We start from the raw sequence: 20,149 nt of genomic DNA, 5'->3' as shown, positions 1-20,149 counted from the left end.
CAACCCGCCTGCTTTGTCTGTGCGGCTGTGTCAACCGACAAGCGGCGCGATTTTACTCGACAACCTGCGTCGCCGACTTGACGAAGTCTTCCGACAGCGTGACGCCCTGCTTCTCGGCGGCAGCCGGATTGACGTAGAGTTCGAGCTTGTCGCTGGTTTCGGACGCGATGTTGCCGGGCTGTTCGCCTTTCAGGATCTTGATGACCATTTTACCGGTTTGCAGGCCCAAGTCCTTGTAGTTGACACCCAAAGCGGCGATGGCGCCGCGCTTTACGCTGTCGGTGTCCGATGCGATCAAGGGAATCTTGGCATCGTTGCCCACCTTGACCAGCGCTTCATACGCGGACACAACGTTGTTGTCGGTGTTGGTGTAGATAACGTCGACCTTGCCGACCAGGCTACGCGCGGCAGCGCCCACATCGACGGTACGCGCGGCGGTAGCCTCGACCAGCGTCATGCCGGACTTGGGCAAGAGTTCGCGCATTTGCTTGACCACCACCACGGAATTGGCTTCGCCGGGGTTGTAGACCATGCCCACGCGCTTGGCCTCGGGCAAGGCTTTCTTGATGAGCTCAACCTGTTTTTCGAGCGACAGGCTGTCAGAGACCCCCGTCACGTTGGTGCCCGAGGGCGCCATGGCGCTGACCAGTTGCGCCGCGACGGGATCGGTGACCGCCGAATACACCACGGGGATGGACTTGGTGGCCGCGACCACGGCCTGCGCCGACGGCGTCGCGATCGCCACGATCACATCGGGTTTGTCGCCCACGAACTTGCGCGCGATTTGCGCAGCGATGGCGGTGTTGCCCTGTGCCGTCTGGAACTGCCAGTTCAGCCCTTTGGATTCGGTATAGCCGGCTTCGGACAAGGCCTGCTTGACGCCATCCCGGATGGAGTCAAGGGCCGGATGCTCGACGATGGACGTGACCGCCACCGATTGCGCAGCGACCGGCGCGCTCGCCAATGCGCCCAGGACCGCTGCCGCAGCGAAAGCCAGTTTCGCGGAATTGCTAAACCTCATGGGATGCTCCTTAATTTTACAAGCGGCACGATGCACCGTACCGCGGATGGGCGTTAGTCTAACGCGATCATAGCCCGAATACCTCAAGGGATATCCCTGCCAGCCTGGCGGCCGGCGGGATGGCTGCGGAGCATGACGCGCTACACCGATATTGAACGGCCCGGACGTTGCGACAGCAAGGCTTTTGCCCAGCGCCGGGCCGGCAAGCCGTACTTCGACTCCACGGCTTCGGCGCGCGCCAGGAACTGTCCGGCCGTGACATCCAGCAAGGGCCCCTTGAACGCGATCACGATGCGGTTTCCGGCATCGATCTCGGGCAGTTCGAGCACGCGCCCGCCGAAAGCCTCGTGGATGTTCCGGATATTGGGCGCAAAGCTGTCATGCTCGCCGAACAGGTTCACCGTCATGACGCCCGTATCGGCCAATACCCGGTGGCAACCCTGGTAAAAGGCCAGCGAATCGCGCACCGGCCCCTGGGCGTGGGCGTCGTACAGATCGACCATCAGGGCGGTGTAGCGCCCTGCGTTGGCCGCTTTCTCAACCCATAATCCCGCATCGCAGTGATCGATCTCGGAACGGCGTGTCCCGGGCAAGCGGAAATAACTGCGGCACACTGCGGTCACCGCCGGATTCCACTCGACCGTTTGAACCAGGGCGGGCGTGTGCTTCAGGGTGTAGCGAAGCAGCGAGCCCGCGCCCAGGCCCAGGATGCCGACGGCATCGGTTCTGGATGGCTCCAGAAACAGCAGCCAGGCCATCATCTGCTGCGTGTAGGCCAGCACAAGCTCGGCGGGCTTGGCGATACGCATGGCCCCCTGGACCCACTCGGTACCAAAATGCAGGTAGCGAATGCCGTCCAGTTCCGACAAGCTGGGTTCATCGTCCTGCGACGGACCGACCCTAAACACGTTCGAAAATTGCAGCGATCCCCTGCCCGCCGCCTATGCACATCGTTACCAGCGCATAGCGGCCCTGAATGCGATTGAGTTCATGCAGCGCCTTGACCGTGATAATGGCGCCGGTGGCGCCAATGGGATGCCCCAGGCTGATGCCGCTGCCATTGGGATTGACCTTGGCGGGGTCCATGCCCAGCTCCTTGGCCACGGCGCAAGCCTGCGCGGCAAACGCCTCGTTGGCCTCGATCACATCCATCTGCCCGATATTCAGGCCGGCCTTTTCCAGCGCAATGCGGGTGGCCGGCACCGGGCCAATACCCATGTATTGGGGATCGACCCCGGCGTGGCCGTACGCCACCAGCCGGGCCAGCGGCGCGACCCCGCGGGCCTGCGCCTGCCGGGCCGTCATCAGCAGCACCGCGCCCGCGCCATCGTTCAACCCCGAGGCATTGCCCGCCGTCACGGTGCCGTTTTCTTTCACGAACACCGGCTTCAGGCCGGAAAAATTTTCAGCGTTAGCGCCCATGCGGACGTGCTCGTCGGTATCGAACACCACATCCCCGCGCCGCGTCTTCTGGACGACGGGAACGATCTGATCCTTGAAATAGCCCTGCTTGATCGCGGCCTCCGCGCGCTGATGCGAGGTCAGCGCCAGCGCGTCCTGCTCGTCGCGGCCAATGGAAAACTTCTTGGCGACATTCTCGGCCGTCACGCCCATATGGATTTTTTCGAAGGGATCGGACAGCGCACCCGTCATCATGTCCAGCAGCACGCTGTCGCCCATCCTGGCGCCCCAGCGTTGGGCAGGGGCGATATAGGGCGCCCGGCTCATGCTCTCGGCGCCGGCGCCGATAGCGATCTCGGCGTCGCCCAGCATCAGCGACTGCGCGGCGGAAATAATGGCCTGCAGCCCCGAGCCGCACAGGCGGTTGACGTTGAAGGCCGGTGTAGCGTGGCCGACACCGGCCTGTACCGATGCGACGCGAGACAGATACATGTCGCGCGGCTCGGTATTGATGACATGCCCGAACACCACATGCCCGACATCGGTTCCGGCCACATTGCTGCGGTCCAGCACGGCCCGCACAACCGTTGCGCCCAGCTCGCAAGGCGACACATCTTTCAACCCGCCGCCAAAATCGCCAATGGCGGTACGGCATGCTCCAACTACGACAACATCTTCCATGATCGGTCTCCCAGACAATATTTCAAGAGTAGTGGCTTGATAACAGAATAGTAACGCGCTGCCCAAAAGAAAGCGGCAGCGCCTGGGCGCTGCCGCTTTTCTTAACCTTGGCCGAATGTTTTAATTCTGGTCGTCTTTCTCGGGCGCGGACTGCTTGGCGTCGTCGACGCGCTTTTCCGCTTTATCGCCATGGGCGTCCGGGGCGACCCAATTGAGTGGTTCAATAACAAAAGGCTGCCTTTTCTTCGCAGTCGGTTTAGTTGCCATGTTGAACTCCTATTGCATTACAAAGGGCGCACCGCGCGCCCTCGTACTCTTTTAGGGTACCCTATTGGGAAAAATAAATCCAATTACGTCAATAACTTACATAAAGCAGGAATCACGTGAAGCTAGCAACATGGAATATCAATTCACTGAAAGTGCGTTTGCCGCAGGTACTCGACTGGCTTGAAACATCGCCTGTGGACGCCCTGTGCCTGCAGGAACTGAAGCTCACCGACGACAAGTTCCCGCTTGATGCCTTTACCGAGGCGGGATACCAGGCCGCATGGCTGGGCCAGAAAACCTATAACGGCGTGGCCATCATCAGCAAGACAGCCGGCATCGACGTGCAACGCAACATACCTGGCTTCGACGATCATCAGCAGCGCATCATCGCCATCACCCTGCCAAGCCCGGCGGGTGATGTGCGAGTCATCAGCGCCTACTGCCCCAACGGCCAGGCGGTGGGCAGCGACAAGTACGAATACAAGCTCAAATGGTTCGAGGCCCTGCGCGGTTGGCTGCGGGACGAGCTGCAGCGCTATCCCAGGCTGGCCATTCTGGGCGACTACAACGTCGCGCCGAAAGACGAAGACGTCCACGATCCCGCCAAATGGGTGGGCGATGTACTGGTTTCCGAGCCCGAGCGGGCAGCCTTCAATGCCTTGCTGGCGCTTGGGCTGACGGACGCCTTCCGCGAATTCGAACAGGCGGACAAAGCCTTTACCTGGTGGGACTACCGCCGCTTTGCCTTCCGCCGCAATGCCGGCCTGCGCATCGATCATGTCCTGCTGTCGGACGCCCTGCGTTCCTATTGCGCAGCCTGCATCATCGACAAGTCGCCCAGGGCGAACGAACAGCCCTCCGACCATGCGCCGGTCGTGGCCATCCTGGATTTCAATCGCCCATAAGATTCCTTACATCTGGACACTCACCGCCCCGATTCTGCTGTTAACGTAAGTCAACTTTCAACGGGACGGAATGTATGATGCATCGGGTGTTGAGGCTGGGCCCTGCCAGGCACGTATCGGCGTATTTGAAAAAGGTGGTGCCGGGTGATTTTTTCCAGGAGTTTTGCGCCCGGCCCAGCACCATCGGTGCGGTCTGTCCCAGTTCACGCTTTCTGGCCCATCGCATGGCGCGCGAAGTGGCGCATTGCCGCGATGGGCTGATCGTCGAACTGGGGCCTGGCACCGGCGTCGTCACCCAAGCGCTGCTGGATCAGGGCATTTCGCCTGAACGCTTGCTGGTCGTCGAATACTCGGCGCTGTTCGTGCAGCGTCTGCGCAAACGGTTTCCCCATGTAAATGTGGTGCACGGCAACGCGTCCGACTTATGCCGGCTCATCCCCGCGGGCGCCCGGATTTCCGCCATTGTCTCCAGCCTGCCCCTGTGCTCGATGCCCGACCCGGTCATGCTATCCATACTGAGCCAGTGGCAGTATTTATTGCAAGACAACGGCACCGCCGTCCAGTTCACGTACAATTTGCGCCGGCCCAAATGGCGCCAGCATATTCAGGCCCGGCAAATCGGGTCGCGAATCGTCTGGGCCAATTTACCGCCTGCCCAAGTGTCGACCTTTTCGTTCAATACCCTTAAGCTACCGCCCACGCACCATGAGTCTTTCCCCCCTGAGCCATCTTGTCGATACCCTTGAACAGGGCGTGGTTCTTGACGTCGTCATCGAAGACTTGCAGTTCAGGGCTTATGTCGTCATCAGCGCGCCCGATATCAACCTGGTCGCCGACTTTGTCCCCAAAGAACAATTCGAACAGGACGGCGACGTGCATGTGACGGCCATCAGCCACCCCGCCGAATCCCGCAGCCAGATCGAAGACATCGCCTTCAATATGAATCCGGGCGACGCCGCCGTCTTCCTGTGCGGCAACGCCCAAGCCTACGAGCAGACGCTGGAAGCGCTGGGCCAACCCGGCCCGGACCACATGAATTAGCCAGGACGGTCATTCTTTTGCTATTCTTGCCGCTCCTCGTATTTATTGTTTGATCCTTATCATGTCGTCTTACTCCGGCAATATTTTCATGGTGGTGGCGCCTAGCGGCGCAGGAAAATCCAGCCTGGTCAATGCCTTGCTGGCCGAAGACCCCACGCTGGTCCTGTCCATTTCATGCACCACCCGGGCGCCCCGCCCCGGAGAGGAAGCCGACAAGCACTATCGTTTTGTCAGCCACGACGCGTTCACGGCGCTGCGCGAAGCCGATGCCCTGCTGGAGTGGGCCGAGGTCCACGGCAACTTCTACGGCACCCCCCGCGACCGCATCGACGAAGCCCTGGCGCAAGGCCGCGACATCCTGCTTGAAATTGATTGGCAGGGCGCCCGCCAGGTGCGCGAGCATTTCCCCCAGGCGGTGGGCATATTCATACTGCCCCCCTCCATCGCCGCCCTGGAATCGCGCCTGACCAGCCGAGGCCAAGATGCGCCGCAAGTCATTTCGCGCCGCCTGCTGGCGGCGGGAAGCGAAATGTCGCATGCCTCGGAGTGCCAATATGTTATTATTAATCAAGAATTTAGCACCGCACTTTTGCAACTTGGTCAAATAGTCGCCGCAACACGCTTGCGCTATGCCACCCAGGCAGTGCGTCATACCGAACTCTTTTCGCAATTGGGCATCAGCAAAACTGTCGCCTGACGCTCACAACCATCCAAAACATAGGTAAAACATGGCCCGTATCACTGTCGAAGACTGCCTGGAACATATTCCCAACCGTTTTAACCTGACCCTGGCCGCCACCTACCGCGCACGCGAACTGGCCCAAGGCCACGAGCCGCGGCTGGACAGCAAAGACAAGCCCACCGTCACCGCACTACGCGAAATTGCCGCGGGTGTCACCGGCCTGGAAATGCTGCGCAAAGTGCCAACCTGATTTTCCGGGGCAACCATGGCGTTTTCCGCTCTTCGTGGTGCTTCGTCCGGCCTCCTGGCCGTACTCAAGAAGGGCCCGCGCCTGCGCCGGCGCAAGTCTGTCAACAAACAGCCGGCGGCCCTGCCCCCGGGCGACGCCGGCCCCAATACGATTGCATCCCTTGCGCCCCTGACCAAGATCGTCAGCGAGTACCTTGAGCCCAAAGAGGTCGAGCGCATCCGGGAAGCCTACCGTTTCGCCGATCAGGCCCATTTGGGCCAATTCCGCGCCAGCGGCGAACCTTATATCTCGCACCCCATCACGGTCACTGAAATCTGCGCCGGCTGGAAGCTGGACGCCGATTCGCTGATGGCGGCGCTATTGCACGACGTCATCGAAGACCAGGGCGTTACCAAGCAGGAACTTGCCGAAAAGTTCGGCGCCGACGTGTCCGAGATCGTCGACGGGCTGTCCAAGCTGGACCGGCTCGACTTCGCCACCAAGGCAGAGCAGCAAGCCGAAAGCTTCCGCAAGATGCTGCTTGCCATGGCGCGCGATGTGCGGGTCATTCTCATCAAGCTGGCCGACCGCCTGCACAATATGCGCACCCTGGGCGCCGTGGGGCCTGATAAACGCCGGCGCATCGCCCGCGAGACCCTGGAAATCTACACCCCGATCGCCCATCGCCTGGGCCTGAACGCCCTGTTCCGCGAGCTGCAGGACCTATGCTTCCAGGCGATCTACCCGAACCGCTATCAGGTGCTGCACAAAGCCATGATGTCGGCGCGCGGCAATCGCCGGGAAGTCCTGGGCAAGATCTCCGACGCCGTGCGCGTCGCCCTGCCGGCGGCGGGCATCGAGGCCGAAGTCACCGGCCGCGAAAAATCGCTGTACAGCATCTACACCAAGATGACCGAGCAGAAAAAGTCGTTTTCCGACGTGCTCGACATCTACGGATTCCGGGTCATTGTGCATACCCTGCCCGAATGCTATCTGGCGCTGGGCACCCTGCACCAGCTGTATCGTCCGGTACCGGGCAAGTTCAAGGACTACATCGCCATCCCCAAGCTGAATGGCTATCAATCGCTGCACACCACGCTGGTAGGCCCCTACGGCACGCCGGTCGAGTTCCAGTTCCGTACGCGCGACATGGATCACATCGCCGAAGAAGGCGTGGCCTCGCACTGGCTGTACAAAGACGACGACGTCACGCTCAACGACCTGCAAAAGCGCACGCACCAGTGGCTGCAGTCGCTGCTCGACATACAAAGCCAGACGGGCGATTCGGGCGAGTTCCTGGAGCACGTCAAGGTCGACCTCTTCCCCGATGCCGTCTACGTGTTCACCCCCCAGGGCAAAATCATTTCGCTGCCGCGCGGGGCGACGCCGGTGGACTTCGCCTATACCATTCACACCGATATCGGCAATCAGGCCGTGGCGTCCAAGATCAATGGCGAGTTCGCACCGCTGCGCACAGAGCTTAAAAGCGGGGACGCCGTCGAAATCATCACGTCGCCGGCCTCTCGGCCCAGCACGCAGTGGCTCAACTACGTGCGCACCGGCCGCGCCCGGTCTGAAATCCGCCACTACCTGCGCACCGTCAAGTACGAAGAATCCGTGGCTTTCGGCCAGCGCCTGCTGAACCAGGCCTTTGACCAGTTGCACTTGCCGCATCCCGTTGAGGACGACCCTGAATGGGAAAAGCTGGCCAAGAGCTCAGGGGCCAGTTCGCGTGAAGAAATACTGGCCGACATCGGGCTGGGCAAACGGCTGGCTGCGGTGGTGGCCAGGCGCTTTGCACCCGAAAATGCCATCCTGGCCACCACGGCGGCCGCCGTCGATGAACTCACCTCCTCGGCCAATGCGCCCATCCTGATTCACGGCAACGAGGGCCAGGCGGTCCAGTTGGCCCCCTGCTGCGGCCCCTTGCCCGGCGACGCCATCATCGGCGGCATACGGCTCGGGCATGGCCTGGTCGTGCACATGGAAGAATGCGCGGTGGCGCAGCGCCAGCGCGCGCGCGAACCCGAGCGCTGGATTCCGGTCATGTGGGACACCAACACCGCCCGTCACCTGGCGACCCGGCTGGATGTCACCGTCATCAACGAGCGCGGCGTGCTGGGCCGCCTGGCGGCCGAAATCACCGCCGCCGATTCAAACATCATGCATCTGACCATGCCCGACGATGCCGCCGCCACCGGCTTGCTGCACTTGACCGTCCAGGTCGACAGCCGAAAACATCTGGCTCAGGTCATACGCGCCATCCGGCATGTGCCGCAGGTGCAGAAAATCGTGCGGCTCAAGGGCTAGCCCATCCCGCCCCGGCCTACGCCAGGAACCATAGCGCCAGGCCGTACGCGGCGACGCCGGCAAGTGTGGCCCAGGCGATGGACCCCAGCAGTTTTTTGCCCAGCAGCACGCCCAGCAGGCCCGCGATCACGGGCAGCCCCGTTTGCGTCAAAGCCTGGGGTGAAACCAGCCCCGAAAAAGACACCACCAGCAAGGCCACGATGGCCGACGGCCCAATGGCATCCAGCGCACGCCGCATCCGCCCCTGTCCCCAGCCTTTCCCCTTGCCCTTTTCTTGCCAGGCCATGGGCAGGTAGCGGATCAGGAAGGTGCCCGCGCCGCTCAAGGCAATCACCCACAGCAGGGTCGACGTATTCATGGCTGATCAAACTCCGTTCAATCACTCAATCTGCGTGATGGCAGGCCAGGCCTGATATCAGGCCCGTCTTGCCGCCAGCCACGCCCCGCCCAGCATGCCGGCCATCAGCGCGCCATAGACCGGCAACAGCAGCAGGCTCAGCGCCGTGATCAGCGCGGCGCCGGCCACCACCGGCGTGGCCACCAGCTTGCGGATCTCGAGCAGCAATGCAAAGAACAGCGCAGGCAACACGAAACCCAGCGTTTGCGACAGGATGCCGGATTCGCGTATCCAGTCATGGCCGAACAGCGCGCCCACCGCGGTGCCGCCCACCCACGCGGCATAGGCCCCCAACTGCAGGCCTGCGTACCAAAGCTCGCGCTCATGCTCGGGCTGCTGCTCAAGTTTGCTGACCGAGGCGGCAAAGACCTCATCGGTCAGGCCTGCGGCCAGAATGGCCGTTGGCAGCCGGCGCGTGCCGGACCCAAACCTGGACAGCAGGGCCGGGCCATAGAAGAAGTGGCGCAGATTCATCAGCCAGACGATGCCCACGATACTGGCCGCGGTCCCGCCGGCCGCCAGCAGGCTCACCAGAATGAATTGGCTGGCGCCCGCGTAGACCAGCAGGGAAACCAGGATGGCCATGGCCGGCGGGATGCCGGCATACACCGCGGCCAGTCCGAACGAAATGGCCACGGGAACATAACCCAGGGCAATAGACAGGCTGGCGCCCAGGCCTTTGAAGAAAGCGGAATTCATGTGTGGCGGAAGCGCCCCGTCTAGGGCGTGAAGGCGTTGATGAAAATGGCGGGATCGACGCGCGTATTGTTCAGGCTTACATTCCAGTGCAAATGGGGGCCGGTTGCGCGCCCTGTGGCGCCGACCAGGCCGATCACCTGGCCCCGCTTGACCTCTTGCCCCTGCTCGACCTGAAAGGCCGACAAATGACAATACATGGTAATGAAGCCTTGCCCGTGATCGATGAAGACCGTCTTGCCATTGAAAAAATAATCAGCCACGATGGTCACGACCCCGTCGGCGGGCGCCTTGACCGGCGTGCCCGCCGGGACAGCGAAGTCCAGTCCTGAATGGGCATTGCGCTCTTGGCCGTTGAAGAAACGCCGCAAGCCGAAAGGACTGGACAAACGGCCTTCCACGGGCTTGTCCAGCGACACATTGCTGGGCCCGCTCTGGCGGAAGTTGGCGTAGGCCTTCATCTGTTCGGCATACTCGCGCTCGAACCGCTTGGTCTGGGCCGGATCAGGCGTCACGTGGCTCTGGTTCTTCAGCTTGATGTGCTGGGATTTGTAGTGCTTGGCTTGCACCTGGAAATCCATCGTGCGATCGCCCTGGCTGCTTTTGACTTGCAAGGTCTGCGCGCCCGGCGCCGTTTTCAGATCTATGCCCACGATGGCGATCCAGGCCTGGTCGCTATCGCGCACGACCATGACGCGGTCCTTCTTGTAGAAAACCTGCGGCACCTGCTCGGCAGCCCCCAGCCCGACCACCGCCACACCGCCCGGAACGGGCTGGTGCAGCAGGCGGCTGATATAGCCCTGCGCGCAGGTCAAGGACGGCAGCAACAGGCTGGCCGCCATCAGTAATAAGGCGTGAAATCGCATGACGGAAGGATCGCTTCGAAAGAAACGATTAAAGCGCACTTGACCGCCTTGAAGCAAACCTTCTCCTAGGAATTACCCCTAAATTACCCATTTGCAGGCGGTGCCGCCGGAATCCCACACTACAATCCAGCAACATCTGTGTTTCAAAAAATATACCAACAATATTGCTGCTTCAGTCCACGCACTTCAACCTAAGGATATCCCCCATGAAGAAGACGCTCGCTTTGCTTACCGCGACCGGCGCCGCGGTTTTGGCGCTTAACGTTCAAGCTGCCACCAAATGGGATCTTCCCAGCGCCTATCCCGCTTCGAATCTGCACACCGAAAACCTGGAGCAATTCGTCAAGGATGTCAGCAAGCTGTCCAATGGCGAGCTTCAGATCACGCTGCACAACAACGCATCGCTGTACAAGGCGCCCGAGATCAAGCGCGCGGTTCAGGGCAACCAGGCCCAGATCGGCGAAATCCTGCTGACCAACTATGCCAACGAGGACCCCATCTATGCGCTTGACGGCCTGCCTTTCCTGGCTACCGGCTACGACGCCTCGTGGAAGCTGTATCAGGCGCAAAAAGAACTCCTGAACAAGAAGCTCGAGTCGCAAGGCATGACTCTGCTGTACACCGTGGCCTGGCCGCCCCAGGGCATTTACGCCAACAAAGACATCAAAACCGTCGATGACCTGAAAGGCCTGAAGTGGCGCGCCTACAGTCCCGTGACGGCGCGCATTGCCGAACTGGTGGGCGCCCAGCCGGTCACCATCCAGCAATCGGAGCTGGCCCAGGCCATGGCCACCGGTGTGGTCGAAGCCTTCATGACGTCGGGCTCCACAGGCTGGGACACCAAGGTCTATGAATACATCAAGAAGTTCTACGACACGCAGGCCTGGCTGCCCAAAAATGCCGTGATCGTCAACAAGAAAGCGTTCGACAGCCTTGACGACAACAGCAAGAAGGCCTTGCTGCAGGCCGGCGAGGAAGCCGAGAAACGCGGCTGGGCCCTGTCCAAGGAAAAAACCCAGTGGTATCTGGACAAGCTGGCTGAAAACGGCATGGATATCGTCAAGCCCAGCGATGAGCTCATGAGCGGCATGGACAAGGTGGGCGACACCATGCTGGCCGAATGGATCAAGCGCGCCGGCCCTGATGGCCAGAAAGTCATCGATACGTACAAAGCCGGCAACTAAGCATGCGCCGCTTTCTGGACAAGCTTTATCTTGTCAGTGGCGGCCTGGCCGCCATTTTCACGGTCGGCGTACTGGTGGCGGTGACCCTGTCCATCGCCACCCGCCAGTTGGGTGTGCACATAGGCGGGCTGGATGCCTATGCGGGCTACTCGATGGCAGCGGCCGGCTTCCTGGCATTGGCCCATACCTTCAAGAGCGGCGAACACATCCGCGTCACGCTGGTGCTGTCGGCCTTGCCGTCCAAAGGCAGGATGCGACTCGATATCTTCGCCCTGCTGGTCGCCTGCCTGATTGTCGGAAACCTGTGCTGGTTCAGTTTCAAGCTGGTGCTCGACTCTTACGCCTATAACGATATCTCCACCAGCGACGATGCCACGCCTCTGTGGATTCCGCAAATCGCCATGGCCGTGGGTTCGCTGATTTTCTTCATTGCCGTCGTGGATGAAACCATCCGCCGCGTCAAAGGCATCCCTGAAACCGCCCACAGCGAAGAAACACATTATGAATGAAGCACTGGTCATTACCATGCTGGTCGTTTCCATCTTTGGATTCCTGGCCTGCGGCGTGTGGGTGGGCCTGACCCTGGCAGGCACGGCCTGGCTGGGCATGGAGCTGTTTTCCAGCCGCCCCGCGGGCGATGCCATGGCCATCACCATCTGGGGCGCCTCGTCCAGCTGGACGCTCACCGCCCTTCCCCTGTTCCTCTGGATGGGGGAAATCCTGTTCCGTTCCCGCCTGTCCCAAGACCTGTTCAAAGGCCTGGCGCCCTGGCTGGACCGCATCCCCGGCCGGCTGCTGCACACCAATGTGGTGGGCTGCGCGATTTTTGCCGCCGTCTCGGGCTCGTCGGCCGCCACCTGCGCCACGATAGGCAAAATGACCATCCCCGAGCTCACGCGCCGCGGATACCCGCAAGACCAGATCATCGGCACCCTGGCGGGCGCCGGCACGCTGGGCCTGCTCATTCCCCCCTCTATCATCATGATTGTGTATGGGGTGGCGGCCGATGTGTCCATTTCCAAGCTCTTTATTGCCGGCATCCTGCCCGGCATGCTGCTGGCCGGCCTGTTCATGGGCTACATTGCCATTTGGGCCTTGCTTCACCCCGGCAAAATCCCCGAAGCGGACCGCCGCTTAAGCTTCGGCCAGAAAATCCACCAATCCCGGCATCTGATCCCCGTCGTCGTCCTGATCGGCATCGTACTGGGCACCATCTATACCGGTTTCGCCACGGCCACCGAAGCGGCGGCCGTCGGCGTCATCGGCGCCCTGATCCTGTCGGCCACCCAGGGTTCCCTGAGCTGGCCTGTATTCAAGGAATCGCTGATGGGGGCAACGCGGCTGTATTGCATGATCGCCCTTATTCTGGCGGGCGCGCAGTTCCTGACGCTATCCATGGGCTATATCGGCCTGCCTCGCGCACTGGCCGAATGGATATCCTCTTTGGGCCTGTCGCAATTCGGCCTGATCGTGGCCTTGATGGTGTTCTTTATTGTTCTGGGCTGCTTTCTCGACGGCATTTCCATCGTGGTGCTGACCATGGGCATCTTGCTGCCCACCGTGACGTCCGCAGGCATCGACCTGATCTGGTTCGGCATCTTCCTGGTCTTCGTCATTGAAATGGCGCAAATCACGCCGCCCGTTGGCTTCAACCTGTTCGTGCTTTCGGGGATGACCAAAAAAGAACTGCCCTATCTTGCGCGGGTGTCGTCCCCCATGTTCCTGCTCATGATAGCGGGTGTGCTGATCCTGTACGCCGCCCCCGAAATCGCCACCTGGCTTCCTCAAAACATGAAAATGTAGCGTGATGTCAGGCGGCTACCCGCCCGCCTGACAAACGCAATTCGCGCTGGCACAAGGCGGCCAGCTGCAGATCGTGCGTCACCATCACCAGCGTCGCATTCTGCTCTTGCAGCAAGTCAAACATCAGTTCGATGACCCGGGCGCCATTCTGGGTATCCAGGCTGCCCGTGGGCTCGTCGGCCAGCAACAGCCTGGGCTTGACCACGAAAGCGCGCGCCAGCGACACGCGCTGCTGCTCGCCGCCGGACAGCGTCTTGGGATAATGATGCAGGCGCTCGCCCAGGCCCACGCGCTCCAGCATGGCCTTGGCCTCGTCCAGCGCCGGCTGGCCGGCCAGCTCCAGCGGCAGCATCACGTTTTCCAGGGCGGTCAGATTGGGCAGCAATTGAAACGACTGGAACACGAAACCCACATGCGCCGCGCGCAGCGCCGCCCTGGCCTCCTCATCCAGCGAGAACAGATCGTGGCCAAATAACAGGACCTGGCCTGAACTGGGAACATCCAGGCCCGCCAGCAGTCCAAGCAGGGTCGATTTACCCGATCCGGAGCTGCCGGTAATGGCCAGGGCCTCGCCTGCATCCACCGTGAAACTGACCTTGTCTAAAATATCCAGTACGCCGGACGAATCGACGACACGCTGGCATAGTTGCTTAACTTCAATGGAATGGATCATGTTCATATGGATACGCCGCGGTTTGACGATGGCGCTGCTTTGCGGATTTCAATGGTCAGGCACATTGGCCTGGGCGGACACGCCAACCAGCAATCGGAAGCCAGTGATACTGGTGGTGGGCGATAGTTTATCGGCTGAATACGGTTTGCAGCGCGGATCGGGCTGGGTTGCGCTGATCGAACAACGCCTGCGCTCGGAAAACGCAGCTTACCAGATACGCAATACCAGCATCAGCGGCGACACCAGCAGCGGCGGTGTCAGCCGTCTTCCCGCGGCGCTGTCTGAACACCAGCCTGACATCGTGATTATCGAACTGGGCGCCAACGACGCCCTGCGCGGCTTATCGCTCGGCGCAACGGAAGACAACCTGTCGAAGATGATCTCGCTGTCGCAAGAAGCGCAGGCGCGGGTACTGCTGCTGGGCATGCAGATACCGCCCAACTATGGGCGCCAGTACGCTGAACAATTCCAGGCGCTTTTCCCGCGGCTGGCCAGCCGGCACAATACGCAGTTGGCGCCCTTCCTGATGGAAGGGATGGCGGCCGATCGAAATCTGTTCCAGGCCGACGGCATCCACCCCAACGAGCAAGCCCAGCCCATCTTGGCCGACAACGTATGGGAACAACTGGGGCCTATGATTGCGCCCCAGCCCGCCCGCCAAGGCGGTTAGTTCCGGTCTTCGGCATCGCCGGACAGCGCTTGCTGCGCCTCCGGCAACAGGGTGACCTCGGCCTGGGTGCGCATGGCCTGCAGCACAGCCTGTTCTTCAGCCTGGCCCCAGGCCTGGTTCAATTCGATCGGCAAGGAAGCCAACAGGGGATTGTCGGTTTCGCCCTGCTTGACGCCTTCCACGCGGACCACCACATAGCCCTGCGGGCCCTTGACGCCGGTGTAGACCGGCAGCGTGCCGGCCGGCGCCGAGAAGGCGGCATCCGCCACCGATTTGTCCAGGCCCTGCGGGTCGATGCGGCTGATATCCAAAGGCGTTCCGAACGCATCCGGCACCTGCGCGGCATCCAGTTGCTGGAATCCGGCCAGCGCGGCCTGGCCTGCCTGTTCGGCAGCGGCCAGTGCCCGTTCCGCTTTCAACTGTTCGGTGATATGGTCCGATACCTGCGCCAGTTCGGGAACATGCGCGGGCGTGACCGTATCGACACGGACGACCATCATGGTGTCGGGTGAAATCTCGATGACCCCCGAGTTCTGTTTTTCGTTCAGGACCTGGGGCGTGAACAGCGCGCGGCGGACACGCACGTCGTCAAGCAGGGCGGCATCCGCGCTGCTTGAGGCGGCATTGGCCGGCACCTCGTCAGAGGCAAGCAGATGATCGCGCGTAATGCCCGCGGCCGAGCTCACCTTCAAGCCCAGTTCGTCGGCGGCAGGCTGCAGGCTGGTAGGGTTGTCGTAGACCAGGCTGGTCAGCTTGGTGGCCATATCGGCATACCGGTCCGCGCCCAACTGGCGCTGCACCTCGGCCTGGACCTTGGCCTTGGCCTCTTCGAACGACTCCCCTTTTTCAGGCTGGACTTCATTGGCCTGGAATATGTGATAGCCGCCAGGGCCTTCCACGACCTTGGAGACATCCCCCGCGCCAAGCGCAAAGATCACCTGTTCAAGATTGGCGGGCCAGGAACCTTTGGTGATCCAGCCAAGCTTGCCGCCCTCTTTGGCCGTGCCGGCGTCCTGGGATTCTTTACTGGCCAGCTCGGCAAAAGCCGCTTTGTCGGCTTGGGCCTGCGCGGCCACGGCTTCCGCCTTGGCGTGCGCTTCCTGACGCTGCGCTTCGGTGGCGCCAGCCGGAATATTGATCTGAATATGACTGATGTTGACGCGGGACGGCTGGACGTAGCGTGCCTTGTTCTGCTCGTAGTACTTCTGCAGTTCCTCGTCGCTGACTTCGGGCAGGTTTTCCATGGCCGCGGCTTCGTTCAGCAGCAGGTACTGCACACTGACTTGCTCGGGCAGCTCAAGGCTTTGCTTGTTGGCGTCGTACCAGGCCTGGATATCGGCATCGGAAATCGTGATTGAATTCTCGTGCTCGCTGGCCGGGTAGGCCAGCAGGCGGACCGTCCGCTGCTCTGTCAGCGCACGCTTGAGCTGGTCGGCCACCATGGCCGGAACCGTTGCCGTCGCCGCCACAGGCCCCAGGACCCGGTTGAGCGCGAGTTCGCCGCGCTGGCTCTGTTCGAAGTCGCGGGTCGTCAGGCCGGCCGACGCCAGCACCTCGTTATAGCGCTCAGCGGAAAAACGGCCATCGACCTGTAGTTGCGGCATGGCCGCAATCGTCTGGCGCAAGGTGGCGTCCGACACGCTGAAGCGCTCTTTTCTTGCCGTCTCGACCAGGACGCGGCGGTCTATCAGCGATTCGAGCAGCGCGCTGCGCGCGGCGGGATTGTCCAGAATGGCCGGATCGAAACCGCCTTGGCTGTTCTGCTGCAGCTGCTGCAACTGATTGCGGCGCGCCTGGTCAAATTCCTGCTGCGTGATGGATGTGCCGGCCAGCGTTACGATGTCGTGATCGCCCGACACGTAATTGGTGTAGCCGCTCACGCCGATCAGAACGAAGGACGGCAGAATCAACACCAGCAGAACCAGTTGCATCAAGCGTTGATGCGTACGGATAAAATCGAACATTAATCACTCACTGACATACAGCCCGTAACAGGACTGCACGACGGTTACATCAAAAAAGGCGATAAGAATCGCCAAAATTATAAAAACCCGAGCTGAACACTAAAATTTTACGCAGTTTACCACCACCCTTGTCCCGCGATAGACAAGGCCGACGATAAAATACCGTGGAAACCTTGAATAAGTCCATTCAAGGCGCACTCACCTCGACCTCTAGCCAACAGCCAATATGATCGCCCCACCCCACCTTTGGCCCTATCCCCCATTGATCGCCCATCGCGGCGCCGGCCGCCAGGCCCCTGAAAACACCCTGGCCGCAGTGCGCCTAGGGGCGCGGCACGGCTTCCAGATGATGGAGTACGACGTCAAGCTCAGCCGTGACGGCGTGGCGGTGCTGCTGCACGACGATACCATCGACCGCACCTCGAACCGCGTTGGCAACGCCGCCGACAAAACCTGGGCCGAACTGGCCGAAATCGATTTCGGCCGCTGGCATTCCCCCGACTATGCCGGCGAGCCCATCCCTTCCCTGCACGCCATTGCCGCCTTCACCCTGGCCAACGGCATACGCAGCAATATAGAAATCAAGCCGCATACCGGGCTGGAAGCGGAAACGGGCCGTCAAGTGGCGCGCCTGGCGCGCACCCTCTGGGCCGGCGCCGACTTGCCGCCTTTGCTGTCCTCGTTTTCGGAAACCGCCCTGGAAGCCGCCCAGGACGAAGCCCCCGAGCTTCCGCGCGCATTGCTGGTGGAAGAAGCGCTGCCGGCCGACTGGCTGGACCGGGTACGCCGCCTGAAATGCCAGGGCTTGAACCTGAACCACCAGCACACGACCCAAGCGCTTGTCCAGGCCGTGCGCGGAGCGGGCTATACGCTGGCCATTTGGACGGTCAACGATCCGGCGCGCGCGCGCGAACTGCTTGACTGGGGCTGCAATGCGGTCATCACGGACGAGATCATTGCCCTCTCGCCGGCCAGCGCCGGGGCCTGAGCCCGATTGCGGCCCGCGCTGCACTACACTATATAGACATGCCGGCCTGCGCCACCCAGGGCCGCGCACATGGGCCGCGGCCCGATAAGGAAACCTTTTGTTCAGCTACCGACACGCCTTTCACGCCGGCAATCATGCCGACGTCCTGAAGCACGCCGTCTTCGTCCACATTCTGGATTACTTCAACCGGAAAGACAGCGCCTATTGGGTGATCGACACCCACGCGGGGGCCGGCCTGTACGATTTGCGCAGCGACTGGGCCACCAAGAACGGGGAATTCACCGACGGGCTCGACCGCTTGCTGGGCGCCGGGAACATGCCGCCCATGATAGAGCGCTATCTTGAAGAGGTGCACCACTTCAACCCCGATGGCGTCGCCAACTTTTACCCGGGTTCGCCCTGGCTCGCCCTGCGGGCGCTACGCGGGCAAGATCGCCTGCGCCTGTTTGAAATGCATCCCTCCGAGGCAGACGTGCTACGCCAGAACCTGGGCAGCCAGGGCAAGTCCGCCTTGCGCCAAACCACGATATACGAAGCTGACGGGTTCACGGGCCTGAAAAGCCAGTTGCCGCCCGCGCCGCGCCGGGGGATTGTGATCATCGACCCTTCGTATGAAGACAAGCAAGACTATCGCAAAACCCTGCTGGCAGTGAACGAAGGCCTGAAGCGCTTCGCCACGGGCTGCTTTGCCGTGTGGTACCCCTTGGTGCAGCGGCGAGAGGCGCATGAGCTGGCGCGTTCGCTGGAACGCCTGCAAACGCCATGGGTGCATGCCAGCCTGACCGTGCGCAAGCCGTCCGGCGACGGCTTCGGCTTGCATGGCAGCGGCATGTTCGTACTGAACCCACCCTGGACATTGCACGACGAGCTGGCCAAGACCCTGCCGTGGCTGAGCGAAAAGCTGAAGCTGGATGACCGCGCCGGCTTCACCCTGAAGCAGCACGGCGCCTAGGCGGGCGCGCCGGCCCGGGCAAGCGCCAACGCACAACCGGCGGCTACAGGAAGCGCTCGCCGTCTTTCAGATAACGCCATTGCCCGGGCGGCAGGTCGCCCAAGACAATACGCCCCATGCGTACGCGCTTCAGGCCAATGACCTTCAGGCCCACCTGCTCGCACATACGCCTGATCTGGCGCTTCTTGCCTTCCTGAAGAATGAAACGCAACTGGTCTTCATTCTGCCAACTGACGTGAGCCGGACGCAAAGGCTTCCCGTCGAGCGACAGGCCGTGGTTGAGCATAGCCAGGCCATTGCCCGCAATCTTGCCCTGAACCCGGACCAGGTATTCCTTTTCGATCTCTGAATCTTCGTTGATCAGTTGGCGGGCGATCCGGCCATCCTGCGTCAGGACCAGCAGGCCTTGCGAATCGATGTCCAGCCGGCCGGCCGGCGCCAGGCCCCTTAAATGCCCGGGTTCGAAGCGCAGCGGCGACTTGTCGACGCGATAGCGCGTGGCGGCGCTGATCAGCGTTATCGCCGGCCGGTAGCCTTGTTCGGCCTGCCCCGACACATACCCTACCGGCTTGTTCAGCAGGATCGTCACACGCGCCGTCTGGCGCCGCTGGGCCTGCTTGTCGAGGGTAATCTTCTGGTCGGGCCAGGCCTTGCTGCCCAGTTCCGACACCACCGCGCCGTCGACCCGCACCCAGCCGCGTTCGATATAGGCATCCGCCTCGCGCCGCGAGCACAGGCCGCGTTCAGCCATCAATTTTGAGATTCGTATTTTTTCCATGAGCGCTATTTTATGACTTTGGCGATAATAGCGTTTATGCAATTACACCCGAATCATCGCAGCATGTGGATGGCGGCGCCCTCGCCTGTTCTGGCCCGCCAGCAAAAATACTGGCTGTTCCGCCCGGACGCATTGACCGCGGGCCTGCGCCAACTGGGCCAGTTTAATTTGCGCGTCATCAATGAACAAGTAGACGGCCTGCAGCCCGCCGAGGCCTGGATGCTGCAACGCGAAGCGCGCAGCCCCATCTGGGTACGCGAAATCATGATGTCCATCAACGGCGTCGACTGCGTCTTCGCGCGCAGCTTCACCCCTTTGCAGGCATCGCACGGTCTGTGGCAAGGCATGCGCCGCCTGCGCACCCGCCCTTTGGCCGACATGCTGTACCACAACCCGCAAATCATCCGTTCGCCGTTTTTTGCCTGTCGCCTGAACGAACAACAACCCCTGTACGGCACCGCCCGGCGCATATTCGGCGCCCATGCCCCCTCGGCCCGCCAACTGCTGGCCCGATGCTCGGTTTTCTGGCGCAGCGGACAACCCCTGCTGGTGGCTGAATGTTTCTTGCCGGAATTCTGGCCGCTGGCGGCCAAGTCCGCCTACGAGCAGGGACTGGATCCCTTCCGGATCTGATCCAGAAC

23 protein-coding genes are annotated in these 20,149 nt (G+C 61.6%); 13 read left to right on the top strand and 10 right to left on the bottom strand.

What is annotated here, in order from left to right; genetic code table 11:
* Positions 1-52: 52 nt before the first annotated feature.
* The 4 genes from RE432_RS13600 to RE432_RS13585 all read right to left on the bottom strand — a co-directional run bounded on the left by RE432_RS13600 (position 53) and on the right by RE432_RS13585 (position 3,370).
* Positions 53-1,021 carry an ABC transporter substrate-binding protein gene (locus RE432_RS13600; RefSeq protein ID WP_310933944.1) on the bottom strand — a complete coding sequence of 323 codons (969 nt, stop codon included), beginning with the start codon at positions 1,019-1,021 and terminating at the stop codon, positions 53-55.
* Between the two features lie 140 nt (positions 1,022-1,161).
* A complete protein-coding gene (locus RE432_RS13595) occupies positions 1,162-1,929 on the bottom strand; it encodes a spermidine synthase (protein ID WP_310933943.1) in 768 nt (255 codons plus the stop codon).
* On the bottom strand, positions 1,922-3,103 hold the full coding sequence (locus RE432_RS13590) for an acetyl-CoA C-acyltransferase family protein (RefSeq protein ID WP_310933942.1): 1,182 nt from the start codon (positions 3,101-3,103) through the stop codon (positions 1,922-1,924). Before RE432_RS13590 ends, RE432_RS13595 begins: the two co-directional genes overlap by 8 nt.
* Before the next feature lie 120 nt (positions 3,104-3,223).
* Positions 3,224-3,370 (bottom strand): hypothetical protein, encoded by a 147-nt coding sequence (locus RE432_RS13585; RefSeq protein WP_310933941.1) that lies wholly within the window; start codon positions 3,368-3,370, stop codon positions 3,224-3,226.
* Between the two features lie 116 nt (positions 3,371-3,486).
* On the opposite strand from RE432_RS13585, the gene xth reads away from it, so the two are divergent.
* The 6 genes from xth (at position 3,487) to RE432_RS13555 (ending at position 8,537) form a co-directional block, all read left to right on the top strand.
* On the top strand, positions 3,487-4,275 hold the full coding sequence (gene xth / locus RE432_RS13580) for an exodeoxyribonuclease III (RefSeq protein ID WP_310933940.1): 789 nt from the start codon (positions 3,487-3,489) through the stop codon (positions 4,273-4,275).
* A gap of 74 nt (positions 4,276-4,349) precedes the next feature.
* The gene (locus RE432_RS13575) at positions 4,350-5,021 is read left to right on the top strand and encodes a methyltransferase domain-containing protein (RefSeq protein WP_310933939.1); all 672 of its coding nucleotides are present in this window, start codon (positions 4,350-4,352) and stop codon (positions 5,019-5,021) included.
* Complete coding sequence (locus RE432_RS13570; RefSeq protein ID WP_310933938.1) at positions 4,981-5,316, top strand: hypothetical protein; 336 nt, start codon at positions 4,981-4,983, stop codon at positions 5,314-5,316. The genes RE432_RS13575 and RE432_RS13570 overlap by 41 nt, the downstream gene beginning before the upstream one ends.
* Positions 5,317-5,377: 61 nt before the next feature.
* On the top strand, positions 5,378-6,013 hold the full coding sequence (gmk, locus tag RE432_RS13565; RefSeq protein ID WP_310933937.1) for a guanylate kinase: 636 nt from the start codon (positions 5,378-5,380) through the stop codon (positions 6,011-6,013).
* A 31-nt stretch (positions 6,014-6,044) separates the two neighbouring features.
* Positions 6,045-6,248, top strand: coding sequence for a DNA-directed RNA polymerase subunit omega (gene rpoZ, locus RE432_RS13560; protein WP_310933936.1), 204 nt, complete (start codon positions 6,045-6,047; stop codon positions 6,246-6,248).
* Between the two features lie 15 nt (positions 6,249-6,263).
* Positions 6,264-8,537 (top strand): bifunctional (p)ppGpp synthetase/guanosine-3',5'-bis(diphosphate) 3'-pyrophosphohydrolase, encoded by a 2,274-nt coding sequence (locus tag RE432_RS13555; RefSeq protein ID WP_310933935.1) that lies wholly within the window; start codon positions 6,264-6,266, stop codon positions 8,535-8,537.
* A gap of 16 nt (positions 8,538-8,553) precedes the next feature.
* On the opposite strand, the gene RE432_RS13550 is transcribed toward RE432_RS13555, so the two are convergent.
* The 3 genes from RE432_RS13550 to RE432_RS13540 are packed head-to-tail and all read right to left on the bottom strand — an operon-like array spanning position 8,554 to position 10,496.
* Entirely contained in the window at positions 8,554-8,895 is a 342-nt protein-coding gene (locus RE432_RS13550; protein ID WP_310933934.1) for an AzlD domain-containing protein, read from the bottom strand.
* 57 nt (positions 8,896-8,952) lie between these two features.
* Complete coding sequence (locus tag RE432_RS13545) at positions 8,953-9,633, bottom strand: AzlC family ABC transporter permease (protein ID WP_310933933.1); 681 nt, start codon at positions 9,631-9,633, stop codon at positions 8,953-8,955.
* Positions 9,634-9,653: 20 nt separating this feature from the next.
* Positions 9,654-10,496 (bottom strand): peptidoglycan DD-metalloendopeptidase family protein, encoded by an 843-nt coding sequence (locus RE432_RS13540; protein WP_310933932.1) that lies wholly within the window; start codon positions 10,494-10,496, stop codon positions 9,654-9,656.
* Between the two features lie 206 nt (positions 10,497-10,702).
* Between RE432_RS13540 and RE432_RS13535 the strand changes: the two genes are divergently transcribed.
* Genes RE432_RS13535 through RE432_RS13525 form a run of 3 tightly spaced genes read left to right on the top strand, consistent with a single transcriptional unit; the run spans position 10,703 to position 13,483 of the window.
* The gene (locus RE432_RS13535) at positions 10,703-11,680 is read left to right on the top strand and encodes a TRAP transporter substrate-binding protein (RefSeq protein ID WP_310933931.1); all 978 of its coding nucleotides are present in this window, start codon (positions 10,703-10,705) and stop codon (positions 11,678-11,680) included.
* Positions 11,681-11,682: 2 nt separating this feature from the next.
* The gene (locus RE432_RS13530) at positions 11,683-12,189 is read left to right on the top strand and encodes a TRAP transporter small permease (RefSeq protein WP_310933930.1); all 507 of its coding nucleotides are present in this window, start codon (positions 11,683-11,685) and stop codon (positions 12,187-12,189) included.
* Positions 12,182-13,483, top strand: coding sequence for a TRAP transporter large permease subunit (locus RE432_RS13525; protein WP_310933929.1), 1,302 nt, complete (start codon positions 12,182-12,184; stop codon positions 13,481-13,483). The genes RE432_RS13530 and RE432_RS13525 overlap by 8 nt, the downstream gene beginning before the upstream one ends.
* A gap of 7 nt (positions 13,484-13,490) precedes the next feature.
* Here RE432_RS13525 and RE432_RS13520 read toward each other — a convergent pair whose 3' ends face one another.
* A complete protein-coding gene (locus RE432_RS13520) occupies positions 13,491-14,162 on the bottom strand; it encodes an ABC transporter ATP-binding protein (RefSeq protein ID WP_310933928.1) in 672 nt (223 codons plus the stop codon).
* Between the two features lie 22 nt (positions 14,163-14,184).
* On the opposite strand from RE432_RS13520, the gene RE432_RS13515 reads away from it, so the two are divergent.
* Positions 14,185-14,826, top strand: a complete 642-nt coding sequence (locus RE432_RS13515; RefSeq protein WP_409079877.1) for an arylesterase — start codon at positions 14,185-14,187, stop codon at positions 14,824-14,826.
* On the opposite strand, the gene RE432_RS13510 is transcribed toward RE432_RS13515, so the two are convergent.
* Positions 14,823-16,790, bottom strand: coding sequence for a SurA N-terminal domain-containing protein (locus tag RE432_RS13510; RefSeq protein WP_310933927.1), 1,968 nt, complete (start codon positions 16,788-16,790; stop codon positions 14,823-14,825). The two genes, RE432_RS13515 and RE432_RS13510, sit on opposite strands and share 4 nt — an antisense overlap.
* 226 nt (positions 16,791-17,016) lie before the next feature.
* On the opposite strand from RE432_RS13510, the gene ugpQ reads away from it, so the two are divergent.
* Positions 17,017-17,778 (top strand): glycerophosphodiester phosphodiesterase, encoded by a 762-nt coding sequence (gene ugpQ, locus RE432_RS13505; protein ID WP_310933926.1) that lies wholly within the window; start codon positions 17,017-17,019, stop codon positions 17,776-17,778.
* 97 nt (positions 17,779-17,875) lie between these two features.
* On the top strand, positions 17,876-18,730 hold the full coding sequence (locus RE432_RS13500; protein WP_310933925.1) for a 23S rRNA (adenine(2030)-N(6))-methyltransferase RlmJ: 855 nt from the start codon (positions 17,876-17,878) through the stop codon (positions 18,728-18,730).
* A 43-nt stretch (positions 18,731-18,773) separates the two neighbouring features.
* On the opposite strand, the gene RE432_RS13495 is transcribed toward RE432_RS13500, so the two are convergent.
* Positions 18,774-19,508 (bottom strand): pseudouridine synthase, encoded by a 735-nt coding sequence (locus RE432_RS13495; protein WP_310933924.1) that lies wholly within the window; start codon positions 19,506-19,508, stop codon positions 18,774-18,776.
* Between the two features lie 36 nt (positions 19,509-19,544).
* Between RE432_RS13495 and RE432_RS13490 the strand changes: the two genes are divergently transcribed.
* Positions 19,545-20,141 carry a chorismate lyase gene (locus RE432_RS13490; RefSeq protein ID WP_310933923.1) on the top strand — a complete coding sequence of 199 codons (597 nt, stop codon included), beginning with the start codon at positions 19,545-19,547 and terminating at the stop codon, positions 20,139-20,141.
* Positions 20,142-20,149 lie beyond the last annotated feature (8 nt).

The organism is Pusillimonas sp. SM2304 (genome assembly GCF_031628915.1).
In the GTDB taxonomy this organism is placed as follows: Bacteria; Pseudomonadota; Gammaproteobacteria; order Burkholderiales; family Burkholderiaceae_B; genus Pusillimonas_C.
The sequence above is the reverse complement of the archived record's forward strand: the minus strand, read 5'-3'. Positions and strand labels throughout refer to the sequence as shown.